The 17,858-nt window shown below is 40.8% G+C and carries 12 protein-coding genes; 7 read left to right on the top strand and 5 right to left on the bottom strand.

What is annotated here, in order from left to right; translation table 11 throughout:
* The first annotated feature begins 10 nt into the window (after positions 1–10).
* Positions 11–1,546: a M17 family metallopeptidase gene (locus CWC17_RS01305; protein WP_138611889.1), complete on the top strand. Its 1,536-nt coding sequence runs from the start codon at positions 11–13 to the stop codon at positions 1,544–1,546.
* Positions 1,547–1,767: 221 nt separating this feature from the next.
* Here the strand turns inward: CWC17_RS01305 and CWC17_RS01310 are convergent, their stop codons facing one another.
* Together CWC17_RS01310 and CWC17_RS01315 are read right to left on the bottom strand one after the other, a co-directional pair.
* Positions 1,768–3,405, bottom strand: a complete 1,638-nt coding sequence (locus CWC17_RS01310) for a methyl-accepting chemotaxis protein (protein WP_138540904.1) — start codon at positions 3,403–3,405, stop codon at positions 1,768–1,770.
* A gap of 142 nt (positions 3,406–3,547) precedes the next feature.
* On the bottom strand, positions 3,548–5,773 hold the full coding sequence (locus tag CWC17_RS01315; protein WP_138540905.1) for a S9 family peptidase: 2,226 nt from the start codon (positions 5,771–5,773) through the stop codon (positions 3,548–3,550).
* A 112-nt stretch (positions 5,774–5,885) separates the two neighbouring features.
* On the opposite strand from CWC17_RS01315, the gene CWC17_RS01320 reads away from it, so the two are divergent.
* Positions 5,886–6,290 (top strand): HIT domain-containing protein, encoded by a 405-nt coding sequence (locus CWC17_RS01320; RefSeq protein ID WP_138611890.1) that lies wholly within the window; start codon positions 5,886–5,888, stop codon positions 6,288–6,290.
* 44 nt (positions 6,291–6,334) lie between these two features.
* Here CWC17_RS01320 and CWC17_RS01325 read toward each other — a convergent pair whose 3' ends face one another.
* On the bottom strand, positions 6,335–8,035 hold the full coding sequence (locus CWC17_RS01325) for a DUF8614 domain-containing protein (protein WP_138611891.1): 1,701 nt from the start codon (positions 8,033–8,035) through the stop codon (positions 6,335–6,337).
* A 310-nt stretch (positions 8,036–8,345) separates the two neighbouring features.
* Between CWC17_RS01325 and CWC17_RS01330 the strand changes: the two genes are divergently transcribed.
* Positions 8,346–9,185, top strand: a complete 840-nt coding sequence (locus CWC17_RS01330) for an HDOD domain-containing protein (RefSeq protein ID WP_138611892.1) — start codon at positions 8,346–8,348, stop codon at positions 9,183–9,185.
* 81 nt (positions 9,186–9,266) lie between these two features.
* Here CWC17_RS01330 and rdgC read toward each other — a convergent pair whose 3' ends face one another.
* Entirely contained in the window at positions 9,267–10,175 is a 909-nt protein-coding gene (gene rdgC / locus CWC17_RS01335; RefSeq protein WP_004586854.1) for a recombination-associated protein RdgC, read from the bottom strand.
* Positions 10,176–10,258: 83 nt separating this feature from the next.
* Positions 10,259–12,016: a HAMP domain-containing sensor histidine kinase gene (locus tag CWC17_RS01340; protein ID WP_055015320.1), complete on the bottom strand. Its 1,758-nt coding sequence runs from the start codon at positions 12,014–12,016 to the stop codon at positions 10,259–10,261.
* 361 nt (positions 12,017–12,377) lie between these two features.
* Between CWC17_RS01340 and CWC17_RS01345 the strand changes: the two genes are divergently transcribed.
* The 4 genes from CWC17_RS01345 (at position 12,378) to thrC (ending at position 17,633) form a co-directional block, all read left to right on the top strand.
* Positions 12,378–12,746 carry a response regulator gene (locus CWC17_RS01345; RefSeq protein WP_055015321.1) on the top strand — a complete coding sequence of 123 codons (369 nt, stop codon included), beginning with the start codon at positions 12,378–12,380 and terminating at the stop codon, positions 12,744–12,746.
* Positions 12,747–12,975: 229 nt separating this feature from the next.
* A complete protein-coding gene (thrA, locus tag CWC17_RS01350) occupies positions 12,976–15,393 on the top strand; it encodes a bifunctional aspartate kinase/homoserine dehydrogenase I (protein ID WP_138540908.1) in 2,418 nt (805 codons plus the stop codon).
* Positions 15,394–15,402: 9 nt separating this feature from the next.
* Complete coding sequence (gene thrB, locus CWC17_RS01355) at positions 15,403–16,338, top strand: homoserine kinase (protein WP_138540909.1); 936 nt, start codon at positions 15,403–15,405, stop codon at positions 16,336–16,338.
* Positions 16,339–16,349: 11 nt separating this feature from the next.
* A complete protein-coding gene (thrC, locus tag CWC17_RS01360; RefSeq protein ID WP_138611893.1) occupies positions 16,350–17,633 on the top strand; it encodes a threonine synthase in 1,284 nt (427 codons plus the stop codon).
* Positions 17,634–17,858 lie beyond the last annotated feature (225 nt).

A 17,858-nucleotide genomic window follows, 5' to 3' on the forward strand; every position in this document is an offset into this window, starting at 1 on the left:
AGCTTTACTTATGGCATATCCTCAAGCGATAGCTGCACAATCACTCAGTGCAAGCTTTGCAGCATTTTCTCACGATGCACTTATTATAATTAGTGATGACTTTTCTCAACTTCCGAATAACTCACTACGTGATGCCATTGAATCACAGGCTAAAGTAGACTCTCGTATTGGTAAACAAGTTACGTTTTTAGTAATTGATAATGTACGCGTTGTTTTAGCACCTACAGGGCCGCTTAACCGCGATTACGATGATGTAAGACGCTACTTTGATGCCGCCAAACTCGCGATTAACGAAGCAAAAGCCGCGGGCAGTGTAAACCCTGCTATTTATTTACCTAAATTACATACGGATGCGCGTTACCAGCATGCATTAGAGGTGGCATATTTAGGTGCATGCCAAGCATTATGGCAACCTTTAGAGGCGCGTGAATACCACGGTGAAAGTATTGAGCCAATTACGCAAATTGGTTTAATTGATGCAAGTGAGCAAACAGTAAAAGCAGTTAACGCAATTGCTGCAGGCCAATATGCTGCACGCGATTTATGCGGTACTGAGCCTGAACGTATGGCGCCACCACGCTTTGCCGATTACTGTGTTGAGCTTTTCAAAGGCTCTACAGTGGCAGTTGATGTGATTGACGATATAGACACAATAGATAAAAACTACCCTATGCTTAGCACCGTTGCGCGCGCATCTTATGCGGTTGAGCGTCACCACCCACGCATAGTAAAACTAGAGTACGTACCAGAGGGTGAAGTAACGCGTACGCTAATGTTTGTGGGTAAAGGTTTAGTATACGACACCGGCGGCGCCGATTTAAAAGTAGGCGGTTACATGGCAGGTATGAGCCGCGATAAAGGCGGTGCAGCATCTGTAGCGGGCTTTATGAAAGCGGTTGCTGATTATCAGCCTAAAGGCGTTAAAGTGATTTCTTATTTAGCGGTGGTTCGCAATTCAATTGGCTCAGATTGTTTTGTACCTGATGAAATAATTACTAGTCGTGAAGGCGTACGCGTACGCATTGGTAACACCGATGCCGAAGGGCGCTTAGCTATGGGTGACCTTCTTAGCGAAATGAAAGACTTGGCTAAAACACAAGTTAACCCAACTCTATTTACTGTAGCCACTCTTACAGGCCATGCGGCACGTGCTATGGGACCTTACGGTGCATATGTTGAAAACGGCCCAGCACGCAGTGCTAATACGTCTCGTCAAATAGCGGATTGTGGTGATTTATGGGCAGATGCAGCAGAGGTTTCTCGCTCTCGTCGTGAAGATTACGACTTTATAAAACCGCGCACCTTAGCTGATGATGTTTTATCAAGTAATAATGCGGCTTCTGCGGTTACAGCTCGTGGGCATCAATTCCCTATGGCATTTTTAGCCGTTGTTGGCGGACTTGATAAACACGGTAACGATTCTGAGCAGCCATTGCCTTATGTGCATATGGATATTGCTGGTAGTGGTGTTGAAGGCGGAGATTGGCAGCATGGCAAGCCAACCGCGGCATCGGTAACCAGCTTATTTGCACGCTACTGTATGTAATACCAATCCGCAATAATACTTAATCATTTTTTGGGGGCTAAACGTGTCGCTATCTGTGTTAAAAAATTCTCATTTAGAACAACTAAATAGCAATTTTTTTGCCTAGCCATCAACACGTTTTTCCATCCTAAAAATAGATCACTTAATTATGCGAAATGGTATAAGCTAAAAACGCTTATGTAATAAAAAAGCCCTGTTAATTCAGGGCTTTTGTTTTTTAATTATTTTAATTTAAAGCGATTAACCACACTCGAAAGCCCTTGGCTACTTTGTTTAAGGTTGTCACTGGCATCGGTAAGCTGCTTGGTATTATTTAACGACTGCTCGGTTGATTGAGATAGCTCGTTAATACGTAAATTAACCTCGTCAGCAGCTTGTGTTTGTTGCTCGGTGGCACGAGCTATTTGGCTGTTCATGTCTGTAATTATAGACACCAATCTTTCTATTTCATTGAGCGATGTATCAGCAGATGAAACCTGCTCTACCGTGGTTACCGACAATGCTTGACTTGATTTTACGGCCTCTACTGCCGCTTTAGCGCCTTCTTGCAATTTGGTGATCATGGTTTGAATTTCATCTGTGCTTTGCCCAGTTCTGCTCGCTAATGTGCGCACTTCATCGGCAACAACTGCAAATCCTCTGCCGTGCTCTCCTGCACGAGCCGCTTCTATAGCAGCATTAAGTGCAAGTAAATTTGTTTGCTCCGATATACTTCTGATCACATCGAGTACAGAGCCTATGTTGTTACTTTCGTTTGCTAAATCTTCGGTTACTTGGCTCACGGTTTCTATATTACTTGAGAGCGTTTCTATGGCAGTAATGGTACTGGCCACCACGTTTTTACCGGTTGAGGCATTGTGCGCTGCATCATTGGCTGCTTGTTCAGCGGCTTCGGCATTACGGCTTACATCATGAATTTGGTGCGTCATTTGCTCCATGGCGGCGGCTACTTGTGTGGAACTGTCGTTTTGTAGCTCAATGAAGGAGTGGCTTGTTTTACTTGACTCATCCACCGTGTGCGCGTGTCTGCTTACATCATCTGCACTGTGCGATACATGCACTAATGACTCGCGCATTTTTAAAACAAATAAATTAAAAGAACGTGACAGCTCTGATATTTCATCATTGCCAGATTCGTTTAGCGTACGTGTTAAGTCACCTTCGCCTTGCGATATATCTTTCATCATTTGTGCAGCAAGGCGAGTCGGAGTGAGTATACTTTTTCCAATAAAGTAGCTTAGTAATATGACAGCAATAATCATTACTAAGGCACTGATAATGATTAGATTACGCTGCTCGCTAAAGGCTGCATCTATTGAGTCTAGGTATACGCCAGAGCCTATAACCCATTGCCACGGGCTAAACCCTTTAACAAATGCGACTTTATCTACGGGTTGGTCTTTTCCTGGCTTTGGCCACTTATAAGGAATAACCCCTTCTTTTTGTTGCTTTACAATACTCACCATTTCGACAAACAGTGCCTTGCCATCGGGGTCTTTGTTATTACTAAGGTCTTTGCCGTTAAGCCCAGGTTTTATCGGGTGCATTACCATTGCAGGTTGGTAGTCGTTTATCCAAAAATAATTGGTTTTGTCGTAGCGTAGGGCTTTTACAGCCTCTAGTGCTTGTGTTTTAGCTTGTGTTTGTGTGAGGGTGTTATTTTGTTCAAGCTGGTGGTAATGCTCTATAACACTGTATGCTGTTTCTACCACATGCTGTGTTTTAATGTATTGCTCATGTTTAAGTGAGCTGTATTGATGAGTTAAACTCGAAATACTAAGTATGATAAGCCCAATTATAACGATGGCGATTAACAGTGAAAAACGCTGGGAAATACTAAAACTACGTAGGTTAGGCATTTACTTTTCCTCAATCAGTGTACGCATTTGCGCATAGAGTAAGCGTAGCTAAAAAAAGCGTTTAATCTAGGCTCAATAACTTATTAACACAAAAAAAGGCTGATTTTTCAATCAGCCTTTAGTTTATTTAGTCGTCATATGATTATTTAACATCAAAATGTCGATTAAAGAAGTTAGTGATGGTTTGGTGTAAATGTGTTTGCACCTGTTTACCACGTAGGCTGTGTTTTGAGCCCGGGTAGGTCATCATTTCAAACTGTTTTTCGTTATCTTGGAGTTGTTTAAATAATTTAGTGGCGTGGGTAAATAACACGTTGTCATCGGCCATGCCATGGTAAATCATTAGTGGGCCTTTTAAGCCGTCAGCGTATGGAAATACTGCGCTGTCTTCGTAGCCTTTAGCATTCGTTTTTGGGTGCCCAAGGTAACGCTCAGTGTAATGGGTGTCGTAAAGTGCCCAGTCGGTAACTGGTGCACCTGATACACCAGCTTGAAAGTAATCACCGGCTTTAAACATGGTCATAAGAGCCATATAGCCGCCGTAGCTGTGGCCATAAATACCAATACGTTGTGGGTCTACGTAATCAAGCGTACGTAAAAACTCAACGCCTTTAATTTGGTCTGCCACTTCTACAACGCCTAAATGTTTGTAAATGGCGTCTTCAAACTTTTTACCGCGGTTGTAAGAGCCTCGGTTATCGAGCTGAAAAATAACATAACCTTGCTGCGCCATATATTGAAAGTACAGGTTTTTGCTGCGCCAGCTATTTGTTACGCGCTGTGCATGTGGGCCGCCGTATACGTTAACAATTACTGGGTGCTTTTTACCGTCTGCAATATTACTTGGTTTAAATAAGCGGTAATGCATTACTTGACCATCTTCTGCTTTGATAGTGCCGTACTCAGGTGTTGCTAAATCACTTAAATAAGGGGTTAATGGGTGGCTATCATCGAGCTTATTTTGTTCAAGCCATGTGATAAATTCGCCATTTACTTTACGTAGTGCTGCCGAGTTAGGCTTGTTTACCGATGAGCTATTATCAATGAATGTTTTGCTGTCTTTAGCCATTACCACTTTGTGGTATTGGCCTTGCTCGGTAATGCGCTTAATATTGCCTTTTTTAAACAGAGGCACGCTGTATAAATGGCTTTCAAGCGGGGTGTCTTTACGTCCAGCAAAGTACACTATGCCTTTTTTCTCATCCACGCCTTTTAAGCTATCAACAACCCAGTCTCCAGAAGTGATTTGTCGAACTAGCTGACCATTGGTGCGGTACAAATAAAGATGCTTAAAACCATCGCGCTCAGAAGCCCATACAAAATGCTTTTTGTCTTTTAAGAAATGCAGATCAAAGTTTAAATTGATCCACGTATCGCTGTTTTCTGTTAGTGCTACTTTTTGCGTTTTAGTATCGCTATTATAAAAACGTAGTTCTAACTTATGTTGTGAGCGATTTTGCCATTGATACGAAAGGGTGTTGCTGTCTTTTAGCCATTTAGCGCGTGCAATGTAAATATCTTTATCGTCGCCTAAATCAATCCAGTCAACGCTTTGATTATTTAAAGACACAACACCCAGTTGAATTTCAACATTGTCAGTGCCCGTAAATGGGTAGCGTTGATTAAATAGCTTTACTTCGTCAGCGTATATTTCGTTACGAATGGCTTCTTTTACTGGGGTTTCATCTACGCGGGTAAATGCAATTTTAGATTCATCGCCAGCCCACCAGTAGCCAGTCATGCGGCTCATTTCTTCTTGTGCTACAAATTCGGCCATGCCGTTTTTAATTACGCCACCACCATCTTTGCTTAGTTGAATTTCCTTGCCAGAATCAAGTGCTAAAGCGTAAAGGTTTTGCTCGCGAATAAACGATACATAGTTACCTTTAGGTGAAAAGCGAGCATCGGTTTCAAACGCTTCTGTATTGGTAAGCTTTTTACTTTTACCAGATGCAAGCTCGTAATAATATAAGTCACCATTGAGTGGGAATAGCAGGGCTTTACCGTCTTTAGACCATTTATATTCTAAAATACCTTTACCAAAAATACGTTGGCGTTCGCGGCGTGCTTTTTCTTCATCAGAGAGGTTTTCAGGGCCTGAAAATAACTTTGCAGAATCAACCAGTATTCTGTTGGTGTTATCTTTTAAGTTGTATTCCCATAAATCATAACGGTTGTAATCGTCGGTTTTGCCTTGCAGGTAAGTTACGCGGGTACCGTCAGGCGAAAATTTAAGTTGTACGGGGGCTTTACCCGACAGGCTCGGGTCGTCAAAAATACGCTCTAGTGATAATGGTTTTGCTTGCGCGCTCAGTGCACCAACAGCAAGTGGGAGTGCGAGGGTTAGGTATTTTATTTTTTTTAGCACAAGATTGCCTTAGCTTATTATAAATAGTGTATTAAATGGTAAAGCTAAGCGTGTGCAACTGCAAATAAATGCTATAAAGTGGCCATTATTAAAGACTAACTAGGATATGATGATGACAACTCCCACTTTTGAACTTGCCCCAGAGCTTAAGCGCGATTGTATAGAACTGGCAGATTGGCCTTTGTGTAAAGTGCTATTACTTAACGACAGCCAATACCCTTGGTTTGTATTGGTGCCTAGAAAAGCCAATTTAAAAGAGATCATAGACTTATCACAGAGCGATCAAATTGTATATTTAAAAGAGTCGGCCAAACTCAGCAAGCTTATTATGCAAGTGTTTAGCCCTGATAAACTAAACGTGGCGGCTTTGGGTAACATGGTGCCGCAATTACATATTCATCATATTGCACGTTTTACAACTGACGCTGCATGGCCTGCACCGGTGTGGGGTAAGTTTCCTGCAAAACCATACACAGATGAGCAAATAATAGCGCTAAAAAAAGCGCTGCAGTTATAAACCACAGCGCTTCATTAATCTATTACAAAGTATTACGTGTTGGGTTAGTTAAGGCCTAACACGTCTTTACCTTGTTTAAAGGTTACATCTACAGGGATATTAGCTTGGCTTAGTTTTTCTAAGTCTTTAGCAAGCTCTTCTTTAATATCGCCATGGGTGGCAATTAGCTGATCTACTTTTTCGTAATCGCCGTCACCTTGTAATGTTAAAATTAAGCGCGAAAGTTTAGCCATAGCCACACCCATTTTTTCCATATTGACACGGTAGAAACCTTCTTCGTTTTTAGAAAAGGCGCCTTCTTGAGCAAAAAAGTTAAAGCGGATCATGTTCGCTTTACCATGTGCGCTTGATGCACCAAAACGTACTGAGCGGAAAATACCCGCCATAAAGGTGGTGTAGTAATCTTCTAATGTACCTTCGGTAATTTCACCTTTTTTAAGTAACTGCTCAACCATGTATAAACCTAAAATATCAGCTTTACCTTCTTCAAGTGCGCTTGCGTGCTCTTGTAATGATTGGCGCACAGTGCCTTTATTTGTAATGGTGTTTTTAATACCTAGGCCGTGAGCGACTTCGTGGAACATGGTATTGGCAAAAAAGGCGTTAAAAGTAATATGCTTACGTTGCTCAGGTACAATTAACTGCTCAGCAATCGGCACTAAAATTTTATCAAACTTTGCACGCATTGCGTTTTTAAGCTGCAGGCGACGAGTGCCTTTTTCAAGCTGTACTTGCTCATCGTTTGGTAAGTTAATAGCAATAGTTTTGCTGCCCGCATTTGAGTGACCTGCGTAGTAAACCACATCGTAAGCATTTAAATCGGCGTCTGAGCCTGGCACTTCTTGCTTATATTTAGTATCTACCGGTAAACCTTTTTGCAGCTCTGGTAAAAAGGCCGCAAATTTAGCAAGGCGCTCGCTCCATTTTAAATCTTTAATTAGTACATACGACTCATAAGCAGAGCGGTAGCCAAAGAGTTGATCTTCGTAAGTTTCAATTGGGCCAATAACCACATCAACAGGGTTGTTTTTCATGTCCATCCAAGCAAAGTCAGAACCCTGAAAATCATCTTTTTGAAGTGCATCAGCACGTAGGTTTAAGTAATTGGCAAATTCTTTATCATCGGCAAGCTTACTGGCTTCACGTAATAAGTCAGCTGCTTTAGCTAACTCTTGCGCGTATTCTTTTGAATAAGGCACACTGTAAAGATTACCTTGCTCATCACGTTTGATTAATGAGTAAAGGCCTTTTTTATCATCTACGTCGGCATTATTTAGTTCTTCTTTTGTTATGTCGGCTGGGTAGAATTGCGCGCCAAGGGCTTTTTCTTTGTAACCTGATAAAAACGGTTCATCACCATTTAAACGATCCCATGGGCCGTAGTTAATATCAGCAAATTTACGTACTTTTTCATCACTCAGCTTTGCTAAAAAAGCGTCTTTATTATCGCCAAAAGCCTGCTTCCAAAAAAGCTCGTCCATAATTTTAGAAGCATCGATAAGCTTAGCTACCATGGCTTTTTGATTCTCACTTAAATGAGATAGGTCGGCTTCTAGGCTAAAGTCGGTGTAAATATCTAAACGTTGATTATCAATGTTAACTAATTCTGGGCCAGCTTGTGCGGCACTTTTTTGAGCAAGTTCTACACCTGTGGCTTCGGTCGAAGAAGGGGCTTGCTCTGAGCATGCACTAAGAAAAACGACGCCAGAGAGTAAAATTGCTTGGCTAATTTTGTTTAAGATCATTTGAATGCCTGTTAAAAAGTAAGTTTAATTATTTGTATGGGCGAACTCTGAACGCTAGCGCATACAAACGTTTCCTTATAGTGACTGCATTAAAACAAAACTAAATAGTAAATAGCAAGTGTTTGGCGTTGTGTAGCATCTTAGGGCGATGAAGGCACATTAATAACAATTAATTTATATAATTTTCTTAACTTTATCGGTAAGTTAGATAATACTCATTGTATTACCCATTGTATTACTCATTGTATTACTCATTTTATCCGAGGTTAGCAGTTGCATTGCGGCCCAGAAACAAAAGGATGACAGTTCTATGTCTACAGAAAATGCACTATTAACGATTTTGGTTGATAGAATCAACAACGATACTTTGGTTTTACCTACCTTACCTGAAGTCGCCATTAAAGTGCGTCAAGCGGCTGACAACCCAGATGTAAACCTAATGCAAATGTCAGAGGTCATTAGCCAAGACCCAGCTCTTTCAGCGCGCATGATTAAAGTTGCCAACAGCGCAATTATGGGTCGTACAGTTAAGGTATCTAACTTACAGCAAGCCGTTACTCGCATTGGCTTACGCCAAATTAAAAATATAGCAACCGCAATGGCAATGGAGCAGCTGTTTGTTTCTAATAATGAGCTAATAAAAGGCTACATGAGTAAAGCGTGGCAAAAAACGCTAAATGTGGCGGGGCACTCAATAACGCTTATGGCGTTTTATTTACAAAATAATAAACGCACATCGTTAAATAGTGACTCTATAACGCTGGCGTCGTTGGTATATAACATTGGTGTACTGCCTATTTTAACCGAAGCTGAGCGCCACCCAGAGGTGTTTGCTAACCCAAGCTTTTTAGCGCATGCAATTCAAAAACTCAGTGGTAAAATTGGTGGCTCAATTATGGGCGCGTGGGAGTTCCCACCTGAATTTGTAAATGTTGCTAGGCATTGGGCTGACCCTACATATCGCCCTGAAGAGATTGGTTATGTTGATTTTATTCGTATTGGCGCTATTTTAGAGGGAACATTACAGGTGTCTGATAAATCAGCGGCTTTACAAACCTACATAGATAAAGGTGTTATTCCATCTATGCAGCTATTTTCAAGTGACGAATACAACGACATGCTTGAAAACGTGAAAGACACATTTAGCTAATTAGCAGTTATAAAGGTAAAAGCAAAAAGCACGACTGAGTCGTGCTTTTTTGGTTTTAGTAGCGCTTATAATTTTAGCGTTTTATAAATCTTCTGCATCACCTAAACCGGCTGTCAGCTCTTCAAGCAGTAGCTTGATTTCTTCTGAGGCTAAAATAAAGTCAGCATCTAGTTTAACCGCCATATCTTCTTTTGGAATATCGGCGTTTTCTTCTTTTAACGTTTCTGAGTAGCTTAAACGCTTGATAGAACCATCGTTTTGCAGCATAAACTTCAGGCGTTCTTGCCAGTCAAGCGCAAGTTTAGTCACGCGTTTACCATTTTCTAGGTGCGATTTAACTTCATCACATGATAAATCATGGCCTTTTAGTTTAACCTGTGCGCCACTGTCATCGGCTTCTTCGAGTTCTGCATCAAACCCTATAGCAAAGTTTTCTGGCGTGCTGAAGTTAGTTAGCCAATCAGTTAAAAATACATCCAGGTCGTAGTTTGCAAACGCAGGAACTACCGGTAAAGTGCCCAGCGATTTACGCAGCAATGCAAGTAACTCTTCTGCTTTATTAAAACTGCCACTGTTTACTACAACCCACCCGTTTTCTTGATCAATAAAGGCAAACTGCAGGCTTGATTTTTTAAACGCTTGAGGTAATAAGGTCGTTAAAATGTTTTCTTTTAACTCGTCTTTTTCTTTCTTTTTAACCGGGCGGTTTTCTTCCGCTTCTATTTGATCTACTTTTTCGGCAACCATTTCATTAACAACAGATGCAGGTAGCACTTTTTCTTCACGTTTGGCACACACTAAAATGCTTTTTTGTGAAAAATGCGCCAGCGAGTCACCATGCTTACCAAATGCTTTTGTCCAACCAAATGTAGAGAGGTCTTGAGAGCCACACGGGCGAAATACATCTTGTTCTAACGCTTTTTCAAACTCTTCTTGAGTGTACGAAACATCTTGCTTAAAGCGATAACAAATCAGGTTACTAAACCACATAAGGTAACTTTTCCATCTTATAAATTTGCTCAATCATAGCAATAAAATGGGGTTCTCGAAATGGCTGATTTTAACCAAAGCCTTTATTGATTAAATAATGGCTTTGGCATATTTTTAGGAAACTCAATATGGTAATGCAGCCCTTTACCGGGTTCACTGTTAGCCTCTATTGAGCCGCTGAGCGTTTGCTTAACTAAGTTAAAGGTTATATGTGTGCCCAAGCCACTACCGCCTTGGTCGCGCTTTGTAGTAAAGAAGGGGTCGAACAATTTAGCTAACTGCTCTTTTGTTACACCGTTACCGTTATCTTTGTAGTCAATCACAAGGAGTGTGTCATTGGCACTAATATTTATATCAATATTGCCCTGTGCAATGTTATCAAACCCATGAATAATTGAATTCATAATTAAGTTGGTAAAAATTTGGCTAATCGCCCCAGCAGGTAAATTTAGAACTAAATCATCTGGACACTGCAAGTTGATGGTGTGCTTGGTTTTCTTAAGTTTAGGGTGAAGCGACAAAATCACTTCGTTTAAGTAATCTTTAAAGTTAATTGTTCTTACAGCTTCACTGGCTTGATCTACCGCTATTTGTTTAAAGCTGGCAATGAGCTCAGAGGCTCTATCAAGGTTGGTTGTAAGCAAGCTCGTGCTTTGCTTAGCTTCGTTTATAAATTCTTCTAATGCTTTGGGCGATAAAGTTTTTTCTTTATAAGCGCTTTCTAAGGTATTTAAACGCTCTTGCAAGAACGATATAGCGGTTACCCCGATACCAATAGGCGTATTTATGTCATGTGTAATGCCAGCAACAAGCCCGCCTAATGCGGCCATTTTTTCTGTTCCAACTAATCGCTCTTGAGCAAGGCTTAGCTCATCAAGATAGCGTTCGAGCTCTTTTTGTTTGGTTAATAACTCTTCTTCGGTGTGCCTACGTAAATCAACCTCTTCGGTTAGTACCAGCTTTTGTTTTTCTAGTTCGTACTTCTGTTGCTGTAAATCCATCATTGCTTGACTTAAATTTGACGTTTTACGAGCAACATCTTGCTCAAGTTGTATATTGTGTTGGTCGAGCTTTTCATTACTAACAATCAGTTCACGTTGAGTGTGTTCAAGCTCCTTTCTGTATTGGACTACTTTATCTATTAAGTTATTAAAAGACTGCTCCATAACGTTTAGTTCGTTATGCTCTTCGGTTTCAATTTCTATGTGTTGACCTTCTAAGTCATCAAGCTCAAGGTTTTCTATTTGATCGGTTAATTCGTTTAACGGGTCGGTGAGCAGTTTTCTAAATGCCATTAAAAACAAGATGATCAAAAAGGTGGTTTTGATCATGGCGTTACCAATTAAAAAGTAAATAGATACCATGATTCGGCTAAACACCACGTCGCGGCTCGAAAATAAGGTTACATCACCCACTTGCGTAGCACGTCCGGAGAACTCAAAAATGAGTGGGAATGTATAACCAAATAGACCTGACTTAGTGTCCTCTATAATAACTTCTTCCTGAACAAGTTGTTGATTATAAAGTTTATGTATATCTAGAGAGCGTCCCAGTTGCGAAATAATTTCGCCGCTGTCGTCGCGTACAATAATGCCCTCCACCATAGGGATGGCAAGTAAGCCTTCTGCGGTTGTTATTGTTTGCTTTGTATTTAGTTCCCAAATTGCGCGCGTTAAGCTTCTACTGAAGGTTTTTTGTAGTGTACTGAGTTCATCACGAATGTAGTCTTTAGTATTTACAAATTCAGCAAGCACTTGTCCACATGTCACCACGAAGGTGAGTAAAAAATAAACTGATAAAACATTAGTTAACAATTTCTTAGAAAGGCTTTTTTGTAACATATGGGATTTACTCATCCGGTATAATTATATCTAAGTTGCAATTTCTACCCTAAAAGTTAGTCAATAAAACCTTAAAAATAAATAAAAAAACTTATATTTTAAAGAGACTGACTCTTGAGAGTCGTTTTGTTTTAATAATAGTGCACTAATTTGACTTAAAGTAATCCAAATGCCCACTTATGTTACATAAGTATCGATTGGGTGGGGAATTATTAATAATAGTTAAAGTTTTATTGTAAGGTTACCGTATCACACTATACGAACAAGCAAAGTGTTAGAGTTTTAGGAACGTGTTAGAATAGAAAAAAACCAACGGATGGCTCGTTTTTATAATTTTTAGAAGGTTATTTTAGTAGTAAACATGATGAAATTTTCTATATTAGTGTGTGATGATTCCACTGTTGCACGTAAACAAGTTGTGCGTTGTTTAAATGAGTGCGTGAATGCCGACATACAACAAGCCGCAAACGGGGCCGATGCGCTTGAGCTTTTACGCTTGCAGCAATTTGATCTTCTGTGTTTAGACTTAACCATGCCAGAAGTTGACGGTGTACAGGTGCTAGAGCGTATTAAGGCAGAAAAAATAGAGTGCTTTGTATTGGTGATCTCCGCTGATATTCAACAACAAATGAAGCAGAAGGTGGCGCAGTTAGGTGCTATCGACTTTATAAATAAACCTATTAACAAATCAGCTTTAAGCGAAGTTTTGCATAAATTTGGCATTCATTAGGTTTTTTCATGTTAAAAAAGGCTGTTTTATCTTTTAATTTGGGGTTGACAGCATAGCCTTTGTTAAGGCAGTCTTAGCGTTATGAAAACAATTAATCGCGTACTGACCATTATTATTACAACCACCATTCTTACTGGATAGTGGCATAGGTCGGTGCAACAAATTTAAAGGCCTGTGTTCACTAAGAACACAGGCCTTTTTTCGTTTTATGGGATGAGGAACATAAATAATGCGCGTTTTAAAATTTGGAGGCTCTTCGCTTGCTGACTTTGCCTGTTTGCAGCAAGTAGCTCAACTTGTCAAGGCACAGTTAAAAGATGAAATGTTACTGGTGCTTTCTGCACCCGGTGGTATGACTGACTCATTAGTTGCGCTGGCAAGTGCCGCAGAGCAAGGTCAGGACTTTTCACAGCAATGGCAAGCTTTACTAAGCCGATGCGAAACATTAAAAGCAGAAGTAGAAAAAAGCAGTGGCGAAGTCGCAAACTGGCCAGATTTTCATGAGCTTAAAAATAAGCTAGATGGTGTGGCGCTTATTAAATGCTGCCCAGATCAAATTCGTGCTTTTGTAATTAGTTTTGGTGAGCGAGTAAGTGTATCGCTTATGCAAAGTTTATTAAGCTCGCACAATGCACAATACCTAGAAGCAACACGCTGTGTTGCCTCTACAGGGGGTTACATTGATGCTGAAGCCGACTTAGTAACGAGTAAAGCACGTTTTCAAGCAGTACTTAAAGAAAACCCAGCCACTATTTATATTATGCCAGGATTTACTGCCAGCAATGAGCAAGGTGAACTCACTACGCTTGGTCGTAACGGCTCTGACTACTCAGCGGCAATTGCTGCTGCATGTTTAGATGCTGAGGTATGTCAAATTTGGACAGATGTTGATGGGGTGTACAGCGCCGATCCGCGTTACATCAAAAAAGCGACTAAAGTTGACTTTTTATCTTATAAAGAAGCAATGGAACTTTCTTATTTTGGCGCTAAAGTACTTCATCCTAAAACCATTTTACCGTGCGCCAAAGCGGGTGTACCGTGCGAAATTAAAAATACCCATAACCCAGATGCTCAAGGCTCATTAATTGGTAACGATTATTCATCGGATGAACCTGTAAAAGCGCTTTCTAGCTTGCAAGACCTAGCAATGCTTACCGTGTCAGGCCCTGGCATGAAAGGTAAGGTGGGTATGGCCTCTAAAGTATTTAATGCTCTTGCGCACGATAACGTATCGATTGTGTTAATTACGCAATCATCGTGCGAGTTTAGTATTAGCTTTTGTGTGCACGAAAGCGATTTAGCGCTAGCGCTAGAGGCCTTGCAAAGTGCATTTGAGCTTGAATTACAAGCAGGCTTAATTGAGCCGGTAAACGTACAACGTAACCTTGCCATTGTTACTTTAGTGGGCGATAACATGCGTGCACACAAAGGTTTAGCTGCGCAGTTTTTTGCTTCTCTTGCACAGGCCCAAGTAAACATTGTAGCCATTGCGCAGGATTCTACAGAAAGTGCTATTTCGGCGGTTATTGACGGTGAGCTGTGTAACGATGCAGTAAAAATATGCCACGAAAACTTTTTTACTCACGTCCCTTCAATTGACGTATTTTTACTTGGCTGTGGCTTAGTAGGCCAAGAGCTTATTTCTCAGTTAGAACGCCAACAAGCGTGGCTTGAAAAACGAAATATTAAATTAAACCTATATGGCGTTGCTAATTCTCGTCAATTGCATTTAGACAGCGAAGGTATTGCATTTGATGACTGGCAGCAAAAGCTAGCAGCATCAGAGCAAGCGTTTGACTTAAATTTAGTTGAGCAGTTTGTAAAACAAAATCACTTAGTAAACCCAGTGCTTGTAGATTGTACGTCTTCTGATGCGCTAGCCGCTCAGTATGTGGATTTTTTAAATGCGGGCTTCCATGTGGTGGCCGCTAATAAAAAAGCAACAACCAGCTCGTACGATTATTACCAAAACTTAATTGCAGCAACACAAAAAAATAACCGCAAATTTTTATACGAAACAAACGTAGGTGCAGGCTTACCGGTAATCGATAACTTACAGTCGTTATTTGGTGCAGGTGATGAGTTACTCGAGTTTAGCGGTATTTTATCAGGCTCACTGTCGTACATGTTTGGTGCACTAGAAGATGGTTTATCACTTTCTGAGGCAACAATTAAAGCAAAAGAAAGCGGTTTTACAGAGCCAGACCCACGCGATGATTTATCGGGTACTGATGTAGCACGTAAATTACTGATTATTGCTCGCGAAGCCGGCATGAAATTAGAGCTTAGCGATATAGAAGTGGAGTCGGTATTGCCACAAGGTTTTGCACAAGACGACAGCGTAGATGAATTTATGGCTAAACTACCAAGTTTAGACGCTGAGTTTAACGACCGTATTCAAAGTGCCGCAGCAGAGGGTAAAGTACTTCGTTATGTAGGTACAATTAAAGAAGGCCACTGTAAAGTAGGTATTGAAGCGGTCGATTCATCGCATGCATTAAATGTTATTCGTGATGGTGAAAACGCGTTAGCTATTTTAAGTCAGTATTATCAACCACGCCCGTTTGTAATACGTGGTTACGGCGCAGGCTCTGCAGTAACCGCTGCCGGTGTATTTGCCGACGTATTAAAAACGTTATCGCGCTAGGAGTTAAAAATGATAGAAGTATATGCTCCGGCGTCTATAGGTAATTTTGCAGTCGGCTTTGACGCACTAGGCGCAGCGCTTGCGCCTATTGATGGTAGTTTATTAGGTGATGTAGCCGTAGTAAGCGCCGCTCAAAGTGATGAGTTTGTTTGCTCAGGCGAATACGCGCATAAGTTACCAAGCGATGCGAGCGAAAACCTAGCATATCAGTGTTTAGTGCATTTTAGAGCGCACGTGGCGCCAGATATGCCAAGTGTAAAATTAGAACTTAAAAAGAACTTACCAATTGGCTCAGGGCTAGGTTCGAGTGCGTGCTCGGTGGTCGCAACCTTTGCTGCGCTTGATAAGTTTGCTCAAACCAATTTAAGCCAAGTTGAGCTGATTGAGTTAATGGCTGATTTTGAAGCGATAGTCAGTGGTGGGCGTCATTACGACAACATCACCCCGTGTTATTTAGGGGGCTTACAGCTTACAGGCGATTTAATTCCTGATAAGTCAATTGCTTTACCAGTTGATGAAAACTGGTACTACGTAGCGGCGTTCCCTGGTTTTTCGCTTAATACCGCAAAGGCTCGCTCGGTATTACCAAAAGAGTTAAGTATGCATGCGGGGGTTGAGTTTGCTCAGCGTTTATCTGCATTTAGCAGCTTGTTATTAACGCAGCGTTTTGATGATGCACTAAGCATTATGCAAGACGATATTGCAGAGCCGTACCGAGCGCCTTTAATTGCCGGCTTCAGTGAGGCAAAAGCGAACCTTCCAGCATTAGGCGCTGAAGTTGTCAGTATTTCAGGTGCCGGCCCTACGTTATTTACAGTGTGTAAAACATTAGAAGCGGCTGAAAAATGTGCGCAGTGGTTAGCGCAAAACTATATAAATGAGCAGGGCTTTTGCCACATTTGTAAATTAGATAACGACGGCACGCGTCAATTAACAGTTTTATAGGATAGGCATTTATGCAATTACATAATTTAAAAGAAAATTCTCAAAAAGTGTCGTTTGTTGAAGCGGTAAAAACAGGGCTTGGGCGCAATCAGGGGGTATTTTTCCCTGAAAGCTTAGCGCCACTCGCCGATGTAGATGCGTTATTAGATATGGATTTTGTTACCCGCAGTAGCAAAATTTTATCGCACCTTATTAGCGGTGAACTGCCCGCTGATACTGTTGCTCAAATGGTTAAAAATGCGTTTAATTTTCCTGTAAAATTGGTAGAGGTTGAAGACAATAACTATTGTTTAGAGCTTTTTCACGGTCCTACGCTTGCGTTTAAAGACTTTGGTGGACGCTTTATGGCTGAGTGTTTAGCACAGTTTAACAAAGGCGAAAAAGTCACGATTTTAACGGCAACCTCTGGCGATACTGGCGCTGCTGTAGCGCATGCGTTTTACAACAAGCCAAATATAGATGTTGTTATTCTATATCCTAAAGGCAAAATTTCGCTTGCTCAGCAAAAGCTATTTACTACGCTTGGTAACAACATTCATTGTTACGCAGTTGATGGCAGTTTTGATGATTGCCAAGAGCTGGTTAAAAAGTCATTTTTAGATGACGAAGTTAAATCTACACTTGGTCTTAATTCAGCTAACTCAATCAACATTAGCCGCCTAGTGGCACAAGTATGTTATTACTTTGAAGCCATTGCTCAGCTACCAAAAGAAAAGCGTGCTACCGCGCATATTTCGGTCCCTAGTGGTAACTTTGGTAATGTATGTGCCGCCATGATTGGTGCTGTAATCGGTTTGCCGGTGGGTAAACTAAGCGCAACGACGAACCAAAACGATACCGTGCCACGTTACATGCTTGATAAAAATTGGTCGCCAAATGCCACACTTGAGTCGCTTTCAAATGCGATGGATGTGAGCAAGCCAAATAACTGGCCACGTGTGCAAACAATGTTAGATAATAACTGGTTTAGCTACGATAATTTTTACTCAACCAGCGTGAGCGAAGAAAATACGCAAGCAGTGATGAAAAATATTCAACAAACTGGTTATGTTGCAGAGCCCCATACCGCTATTGCATACCAAGGTCTTGTAGAGAATAAAGCACCCGGCGCAGCAGGTATCTTTTTAGCAACTGCTCACCCCGCCAAGTTTAAAGAAAGCGTAGAAGAGATTCTAAATATTGAACTTGATATGCCAAAACCACTTAGCGACGCACTTGCAAAACCTTGTTTAGCAAAGGACATTAACGCTGATTACGACGCGTTACGTACTGAAATACTCACTAAGTTGGGCTAACTAACTTAGTGTTAAAAAAGCGGCTTTGGCCGCTTTTCTTGTGTTTTAAATACAGTCTATAAAACTACTGTCATTAACTAATTAAATGTAAAAATTAAAAGTCATTTAAATTATTAATGAATTTATAAAAAAATATCATCTTAAAAATGCTGTGAAATAGATTCAATCCCTGTTTAAATATCCTCAACTTAAGAGCGTAGGCAAAGCGTTGTTTAAAGCGTACAA

The sequence above is a fragment of the Pseudoalteromonas sp. S3785 genome (genome assembly GCF_005887365.1).
In the GTDB taxonomy this organism is placed as follows: domain Bacteria; phylum Pseudomonadota; class Gammaproteobacteria; order Enterobacterales; family Alteromonadaceae; genus Pseudoalteromonas.